At 56.8% G+C, this 8,620-nt stretch carries 4 protein-coding genes and 2 pseudogenes; 2 read left to right on the top strand and 4 right to left on the bottom strand.

From position 1 onward, the window contains the following. Positions 1-93: 93 nt before the first annotated feature. Both CWO91_RS15475 and CWO91_RS42965 read right to left on the bottom strand, forming a co-directional pair. The gene (locus tag CWO91_RS15475) at positions 94-1,683 is read right to left on the bottom strand and encodes a class I tRNA ligase family protein (RefSeq protein WP_283810959.1); all 1,590 of its coding nucleotides are present in this window, start codon (positions 1,681-1,683) and stop codon (positions 94-96) included. A gap of 154 nt (positions 1,684-1,837) precedes the next feature. After that, positions 1,838-1,984 carry a hypothetical protein gene (locus CWO91_RS42965; RefSeq protein WP_165405480.1) on the bottom strand — a complete coding sequence of 49 codons (147 nt, stop codon included), beginning with the start codon at positions 1,982-1,984 and terminating at the stop codon, positions 1,838-1,840. A 779-nt stretch (positions 1,985-2,763) separates the two neighbouring features. On the opposite strand from CWO91_RS42965, the pseudogene tnpB reads away from it, so the two are divergent. Together tnpB and CWO91_RS15465 are read left to right on the top strand one after the other, a co-directional pair. Further along, a pseudogene (gene tnpB, locus CWO91_RS44300) lies at positions 2,764-2,877 on the top strand (IS66 family insertion sequence element accessory protein TnpB); the annotation flags it as partial. Then, positions 2,868-3,035 (top strand): annotated as a pseudogene (locus CWO91_RS15465) (transposase domain-containing protein); the annotation flags it as partial. The pseudogenes tnpB and CWO91_RS15465, both read left to right, overlap by 10 nt. 1,378 nt (positions 3,036-4,413) lie before the next feature. Here the strand turns inward: CWO91_RS15465 and CWO91_RS44290 are convergent. Next, on the bottom strand, positions 4,414-5,103 hold the full coding sequence (locus CWO91_RS44290) for a YopT-type cysteine protease domain-containing protein (protein ID WP_283810958.1): 690 nt from the start codon (positions 5,101-5,103) through the stop codon (positions 4,414-4,416). Positions 5,104-5,738: 635 nt separating this feature from the next. After that, entirely contained in the window at positions 5,739-6,062 is a 324-nt protein-coding gene (locus tag CWO91_RS45445; RefSeq protein WP_433995560.1) for a DUF7694 domain-containing protein, read from the bottom strand. Positions 6,063-8,620: the final 2,558 nt, after the last annotated feature.

Below are 8,620 nucleotides of genomic sequence, written 5' to 3'. Positions count from 1 at the left end.
ATACTGCCAAGCATAAAGGGGATTGAGATCTCCAACGGGACTTGATTGGGCAATTTCTCGGCGGGAACGATGTTCGCTGCAGGTGTCATGCTACTATTTTCCCGGAAGGCATCGATCAATATCTGCAGCCGCTAACCTGCGCCCATAGATTTTTGGTACTGTTCCGATCCGTTGGGATGAAGGCGTCGAAGCGCATGCTGCAACGGGATGGCCGCTATGACCTAGCCAGTGCCACAAGGCTTCTGTTATTTTGGGCATCAGCGGCCAGGCCAGTATACTGAACCCCATCAGCCATGTGTAAGCGGTCTGATGGTCCGGCTTGTCATCAAGACAATCGAGCCATTCGATAACCGCTCTCGAAGCTTGCGACACTCGCAGGTGATCTAGCGAAAGGACGGCGCACTGCCCCTCGTAGAGGCGATCCAGCGCGATCATCATCGCGTCATCTACGTGACACCCGGTGAGCGCCGGCATCGCGCTTACGGAGTCGGTGCAGCGATCAATGGCTGCAGATATCCTATCGAAAACTACGTTGTAGCGTTCGACTAACCGCTCTGACACCAAATCGGTCTCGGTTTCTTCCGGGCAGATTTCCGACAGGTACACTCTAAGAACATCAATAGATATATTTGGAATTCGAGTGATTTCACCCGCCCAGATCACGTGACTGCGACTAGTGGAGAACTTCGATCCGTTCAGTCTAAGGAAATGATTAAAGAAAATTCGATCAAATGGACGAAACGAGTTTTGGCCCAATGCGCATCCTGTAACTCCGACAAGCATCGGAATTGTGTTATCGATGCCGGTGGCGCCAATCAGGAAAGTATCGGAATCACGGGCAAAAGGATTGAGCTTGCCGGAGTCCTCTGTGTCTTTATGCCCGCAATAGAGAGAATGAGCGTAGAGTAACGAGGAGTAGCTGAACAATATCTGCTGGCTGTCGAAACGCCCCGAATCCCAAGCCAGCCCGTGCAGGCCTGGTACCGTCAATCGCATTTGCTGTCCTTTGCGTGCGACATACCGCTTCCCTATATCCAGAAAGCTAGATTCGACGGCTGCCTCGTCCCACGCCTGGAGAAGTCGGTCGCTTCCCGAAATTGAAAGAAAAGCGGAAATGTTGTCCGTCCATTCTACGATCCGCCCTCGCCTCGATACCGGATTCAGAGCTTCTTCGGGCTCGAAATGATATCCACACTGTTCGCAGAAGAAGCTACCCGCAGATGCCTCGCACACTGGACAGGTTGCACCAAACCAGCCTCCAATGCAGAAGCGATCTTCTGGTTGCATGGCAGCAGAACCCGTGTCGTCCACTGGTAAGCGTGCTGCGCGGAAATGGAGCGAGCCCGCTGCAAACAAGGCATCCATGAGCGCGTTGCTGACATTCGAGAAGCGCTGCAGATTCCTGCCATACGCCGGATCATCGAAATGATCGAAAACGATACCTACGGAGGCGAGATCCTCAACAATTCTAGCATGGAAGCCATGTGCCAGGTCCGAGGGATCAATGTTCTCACGGACCGCTCGGACCAGGACATGGTTCTCGAAGCCGTCGGTCGTCAGTCCAGAGCGGACATGATGCCCCGCTCTCTTCAGATGTTTCTGTACGATATCCATTCTGAGAAATGGCCCAGCAGCGTGACCCAGATGTGCTCTGCCATTGGCTGTCAAGTTGACGGGGGACATATACACATCAGCAGGATGCGTGGTCGCTACATTTATCGGCGGGATAGTCGGGCTTTTACTCATATCTGCACAAATGACTTCCACCACATCCTGGAAATACCCAAACAGATGCCCAGATATTTCGCCCGGAAAGCAAGAGGAGCGCGCGGCTTGACTAGGTTATGGACACCGTTGGGTTGCGTCTTTTCAAATCGGCCCCCGCCATCCGTGCAAAACCGGTCGCGCTCTGTTGGAGGTTTTCGAGCGGACGACGCTCTTTCGCCAGCTTCTTGATGCATCGCCGCACCTCGGCTTCCACCATAGCTAATCTTCCCGCCTCTGGTTAATCGGGCCAACGACCCGCTTCCTTGGAAGCGATCGGTGATGACGCAGAGAACAAAGCAAGCGGCGCGCCAACTGAAATTGCTGATTCTGCGCTTTGTCCCAGCCTGCGTATCGTCAGCTCTCCGACATTGGTCACGAACCTAACAGGCGGCTCAGTAAAGCCCTATGAGAGTTCGTTGCCAGTATCCCGACCACAATCGCGAAGACGACGGAGATCCTCGGATGAGCAGCCAGCCGATCCCAAAGCAAAGATGACAATCCGGGGCTTTTCTAGGTTGCAGATGATGCTGGCGTAATCGGTGATTAGGCGTAAGCGGTGTTCAGCAGCCATCTTCCAAATGATGGGCGATCTGCGAGTCTTCAGTTCGGTTTGGACCGTTAGGCTTAGAATGGACACAGTGCATACTGCTATCACGGAGCCGGTGCGGCGGCTTGAGCGGCGACTCGATCTGTTCGGTAGCCCGACCGCACGGATTGTCGCCGCAGCAGTTGTTTGGCGGGCGACGTCAGTTGAGAGAAGCAGCGGGCGATCATTCTGAAGCGGAAGAAGTACAGTTTGTGCCGGCGGTAGTGGATGCCGTGATGCCGGCGCCCGCTCTTGGCCGGGAGCGCAAAGTAGCGCGCTGCAAGGCCACAGCGGATTCCCGGGCTCGCCGTTGCGATGCCGGGATCATCGAGATCGATCACGATCCGGGCCGGACGTGGTGCGGATACGACAATGATTGCGTCGATCGTCCAGGCACTGAAGGCGAGCCGGTGATCGGTCCGTCGGGTGCGGTCCGGGTGATGGTGGCGACCAAGCCGGTAGACTTCCGCACGGGGATGGAAGGACTTGCGATCCTGGTGCGCGAGAGCATGCTGCCGGATCCGACGGGGGCGCCGAACATTGGGCCGTCGTCGCAACCTTGGTCGAGACTTGCAAGATCAACGTCGATCCGCTCGCCTATCTCACCGACGTCCTGACAAGAATCGTCAACGGGCATCCAAACGGCGACACCGACCAGCTACTGCCCTGGGTCTACCGAGCTCAAGCCTTCAAAGAGCCTGGAGAAATGACACTTACGTTCTACCTGAATGTGCAGTCCGTCTTTACCGGCACGGCGCCAACGACAACTTGGTCGATCCGAGCACGGCGGATGCGCTAGCTAGCGGCGGCGGTAATCGACACTGGTAGTGATCGGGGGCTTCAGGCCTGACAACCGCATTGGGCGATCCGCTGGCCAGATGGTGGGTTCCAGACAGAGGGCATCGACCCACACCGGCCGCTTTTCGTTTTCTGAATCGCGTCGGGTTTCGTCAGCTTTCGGAAAGCTAGTCCGCGTACAACGCCGTTGAAGTTAGCGGCGCGTGGTAGGGACAGCGCTTGCCCTGTGTATGCGTGGGGCTTTGGGGCGCCGAGTCACGTTTCTGCTAACTTCAAACAGTAGTGCGGGCGTGGCAGGGACAGCGTCTGATCCATCCAGCCCGACCAGCGCCGAGTCGCGCCCGCGCTGCTTCCGGTGTGAGACTGGGATCATATCCAAGCCACCGGGCCACGGTCTTCCAGATCAAGCTTAATAGCCAGCTTGCGCCCGCTCCTCGGAGCGGGGCTCACCTCGCATTATTCGGGAAGTAAATTGTCAAATGACCTTCTAGTCCAGCTCGGTGCAAAGCTGGACCAATTCCAAAGAGATATGGATAAGGCTTGGGACATCGCTGACGGTTTGTTTGAACCGTGAGGCTTAGAACGAACACAGGGCATAGTGTTATCACTGAGTCGGTTCGAAGCTTGAGGACTTCACCAGAGCCGGACGTCAGCGAAAGTGCAGCGACGAGGACAAGGCGCGGATTGTTGCGGAGCTCGTGGCGAGCGTCGACTCGGTTCGTTCGGTGGTGCGACGGCATGCATTGCCGCAGCACCTGTTTGGCTGGCGACGTCAGTAGAGAAGAGGCCGGCGATCATTCCGAAGCAGACGAAATACAGCTTGTGCCGGCTGTGGGGATGCCTGGTGCCCGCTCTTAGCCCTGAGCGCAAGGGGGGCGTGAGGCATCGAAATCCACACGAGGAGCTTAGCCTGCTTTCAGCAAGCTCTAACGGGCCATCGGTCCCACTTGAGTGCAAGCGCAGGCCATTCAGCTTTGACGCGCGAGGCACGAGCTCATCAACCTGAGTGCGGCCAGCGTCTATCTCTGAACATTCGACCCCTCGCTGCAGTACTTTCTAGCTTCCGTCAAAGCGTACCGCTCCAGCATCTGACGGGCCGCGGCGAGGTCCGGTATGACGTCGGGCGCACGTTCAGGGCGGCAAAATCCGTGTTCCCGGCCGTGGTGTTGCACTGTCGGAGGCGATGCGGCTGTTCCAGTATCGATCGCGAAAGGATCCGCGCGCGGGCATCGGCAAGGTTTCCGTCGGAATCCCCGAAATGCTCACGTCATCCTTTGTGTGACGACTGTCGATATATCATATCCGTTCAGGTTGCTGTAACGATCGGCGAGACTTTTGAACAACTCACCCATCTGATCTGACCGAACAGTAAATTCTCCATAGTTAGGATCAAAGAGGGTTGTCATTCCATTCGATGTCGACGTTGCGATTGTGTGGGCGCCACCTCCGGCGAAACGCAAGCCGACCAAATAGATCGATGGATCGCCGGTGACCTCGTTCACGATCTGGTCAATGCGCGAAGATGTACCAAACCTATATCGCGTCTGTTCGGCGGACGGCTCGAGGCCGGCTTCGCGTAACATCGTGCTTTTTGCCTGAAGGTTGTGAGAACCTTCCGCCCTATCGCTTCGCAACAGAGTCTTGAGGTCTTCATACCGCTGCTGCCGCACTGCCGCCGAGCTGTGATTTTGAGTACCCGGGCGCAGCGCCCTCATCCGGGATGAAGGGCTGCTTGGGAGATTGAGGAGCCACTCCGCTGCCAATCCGACGCAGATTCCGTTGACATTGGCCTCGGGCAATTCAGCAGTCCTGTATTCGAACAGAGGACGGATAGGCCTCGCTGGAGAGGATGGATTTGAGCGGGAGGACAGAGAGGATGTGCTGGGGTCCGAGGCGCTTGGACTGTAAATGTTTGCATCGGAGGTATGTGGCTTGCTGCAGCAGAGCCCCATTTTGTCGGACAATTCCCCAGATGGCGGGCTCTCCCGTTGAGCGAGATCCGTCAGTGTTTGCGCAAATTCGCTACTGTCTACCTGACTCGGTTCGTCAGTTTGATTAGGGCGCGTGGATTGGCCACTAACTCGATTATACATGGTTCGCCGGCCTCTTCAGCGTACGTTTCGTCAGAGCGAGCGCGGGCTGCTTACACCCTGCCTGCGAATGATATTCGCGGCAAGCTGACGACGAGCTGACAACCAGATAAGCTTGGAGAAGCTACCGCCCCAGCTGGCTATTTGGTGACTCGACCGTCTCTGTTCACCAGCCCCGCTCCAGATGCGGGGTAGTGGTCGACGAGCTAACGGCTCTTGCACAGCGACCGGCAGGCCTAGTTTGAGCAATTCCGGATGCAGTCAGGTGGCCGAGGCGGGGCGTGGTGACATACGAGACATCACTTGAACAGGATCAGTGCACTGTCAGCGGCTCCTTTTTGACAGCAGCGAATTCAGCTCAGCCACCCCTGCAAACTGCAACAGGCGATCGGTCCTGACATATATCCGCTTGCGATGCCTCATTCCGGCGGTGCCGAACCGGTGCTTCTGCAGCCGCTCGGCCTCATCTTCCGCTCGGATATCGTTAACTCAGCTCATCATGCTGTCGCGCTCATCTGCGCAAACAACATTGCCGCTTCTGATGGCCCTAGCCCAACGATGCCTACAAAGCTCGGCGGCGGCATTGGGATGTCCCGATGAGTGGGTCTCCACAGGTGCAGGCAATATCGGCTGTTATTCACATACTGCGAATGTGGTGGATGCAGTTGCATGACGCACTCCTCTTCATCCCAGAACAGGTCTTTGACAAAGCACATCTCGTCCCAATTCGGACAGCGCCGCGGCGTCGAGACAGCGACATGCTCCCAGCCAGGACGGACTAATCCAGTTATCTTGAGTTCACACCCGCAAGGCCCCTGCACAAAGAACAGGCCGCAAGGGCCTGATCCCGGAAGGGTAGCGAACTGGCCGTATTGCACGCGACCGGCCTCCAGCTTCTCTATGATCTGCGCTCGCACGCCGCCTCCTTTGCCTCTCGGATGGCCTTGAACTCAACGTAGATGACGTTGTCTCGCAACTCATCAACCGGCTCGGTCCTCGGCCGAGTGTTCCTATGCCACTCTTCAGCGAACCATTCGAGAAAGCTGCAGATGTCCATCATCACTCGTTCTCCTGTATTAGTCTTCTAACGCTCGCATTGTGGCCGACGAACGCTCTCAATGGCCGCTGATTGCCTGACTATGAGCCGTGCACGATCTGAGCGATGGCGACTGAGCCCGCGGATTGCACCTTCCCGCTCTTGGTAGCCCGACGGGTTCGCTCACCGGACAACTGCGTCTTCGAGCCCCTGTCATGCGAAGCATCTTGCTCATCGATGCCAGCCAGTGCTGGCCGTACATCGCCGAACAGAGCGCGCGCATCAGCACCAGTAATATCTGCCATCGAGCTTTCGCGCTTCAAGCAAGCGTTCGTGCCCGTGCCCATTCATGTCTCATGGCGTTCTGCTTGAGCACATCAAATCGGCGGCTCTTGGCCCGTCACCTCGTCTTCAATGAATCGATCGTCATCATGGCATGCTCCCTATAATGGCCTTTGAAATCTACATTCCATGATGGCTCGCAAAACCAGTGGCGGCACCAGGTGACGCTTCGCGGCGATATTGCTGCTTCGTGAGATCGTACTTGATCATTCGCAACCTTCTCGCCGGGTCTGAAACAGTGCCAATGCGCCATCTATATGACCACGATTGAGTTGTATGTGGGCCAAATCGAACGGGCTCGCACCAGAGGCGCGGATCCCTCGCATGAACCGTCTTCGAGCTGATACCATCCAGCGGATCGCCAGCCATCTCGCTGCCTCCTTGTAAGCTAACGATCAGAGACAATGATTTCTCGATCTCATTGACTGCAACTGCGACCGTCGGCCGATCTTCCCGCGTCACTTACGATGCAACACCTAACGCATTGTTTCCGGGATGGCGCTCGCGAAGCGCTCACCCTTTTCCTGCTAATGCGGGTGTTGTCTTTCAGACGTCGACGTCGCGAATCCGACCACGGGCAGCGACTCCGTGTCGCCAACGTCGACAGACGCGCTTTTTCTTCTATCAAAGCGATGCCGGCACTTCTCCGTCGTGGCATGCAGATTGCTGTGGTGACGGAAAGCGACCTCCCTGTACCGACGATGCGCGAGCATATCATCGGCCGGATGATCGCCGCGCAACAAACAAGGATTCTGATAATCGCGCTTTGAAAGAGGACTGCGAATTTATGAGTGATACGAGGCATGAAAGGCCTGGCATTTTTCCGTGGACCAGCGCGGCATCTGATGAAATGACGCATTGGCGCGCACCACGGCACCCAACGATCAAGCATTACGGCGCCGATTGTCGCTCCCGGCAGGCGCAAAGGCGGTGGAACCTGTGGCCGCTGGCCGCACTCCTCATAAATGCGCTGCTTTGGGTCGGTATCTACTGGATCATCAGAGCGTTCTTCTGAAATCATCTCGCCGATAGCAAGGGCGCGAGGACCTTCGGACGCCGCTCGCATGCGGCTGCAACGTATGCGCACCATCAATCGCACGTAGAGACCTCTTTCACAGACTTGGTTCAAGTCCACACCTAGCGCCGCTGCCTGGATATAAAATCCGCCCTTCCGACCGACGCAAACGAAATAGCGAGGCATGAGGCTCTCGAATTGGCGAAGCTGATATGCCGCCAGCTTGCCGGCCTGGATTGCAGCCGCGACGAAGTGCCAAACACTGACCTGTCACAGCTCAACACTGCCACGCGTGGATGGCATCCGGCCTTTTACGTTCAGCGCGACGCATTGACTGCAAATGCAGGTCTAGGGCTCCAGCATCCTCATGGTAAGAGGATTAGCTTTCGAGAAGCTGACTAAACGAGTAGACCTGAAGTGGCCGTTGGGCGGCCTGCTCAGCCCTCGACGTACGTGTCGCGATCTGGAGCGCGGCACAGGACCGTCGGTATGCGTCGCCCTATGGTGCCGCCTCTTGTCCCGTGCAAGCGCCACTGAATTGCCTGCTGAGCGACATTTGCCTAGCCATTGGGGGGGTAGCTATCAACCGGCTGGAGCGTTTTTATCGAACCGCAGCGACGCTTTACAGCTCTTGCTCAGGCCACGTATCGTCCTCATCTCTGCGCGTCTGCCACACTTGGGCACGCCGAGCCAGGTTCTCATATTCCATGGCAATCTTAAGCAGCCTGTCTCTGGGTTTGCCGTCAGCGAGCGCTTCCGCTTTCTTTCGCGTTGCTTCCGCACGGCCTCGCCAGTGGTCGGGCTGGTAGAGTGTACTTTTCGGATTCATGCCGCGAGCATGCAATTCGCAGATCAAAGAAATGCGACAGCGGCGCTCCGTATAATCACGTAGCAGCGACGCTCGTGGTCCGGTTGCCGAAGCGGACAATCGCCATGCATAGCCGCTGTTCAGAAACACCAAAGTGCGCGTTGCAGCCGAAGTTCGT

Source organism: Bradyrhizobium genosp. SA-3 (assembly GCF_004212635.1).
Taxonomy (GTDB): domain Bacteria; phylum Pseudomonadota; class Alphaproteobacteria; order Rhizobiales; family Xanthobacteraceae; genus Bradyrhizobium.
This window is presented reverse-complemented; position numbering and strand designations above follow the sequence as displayed.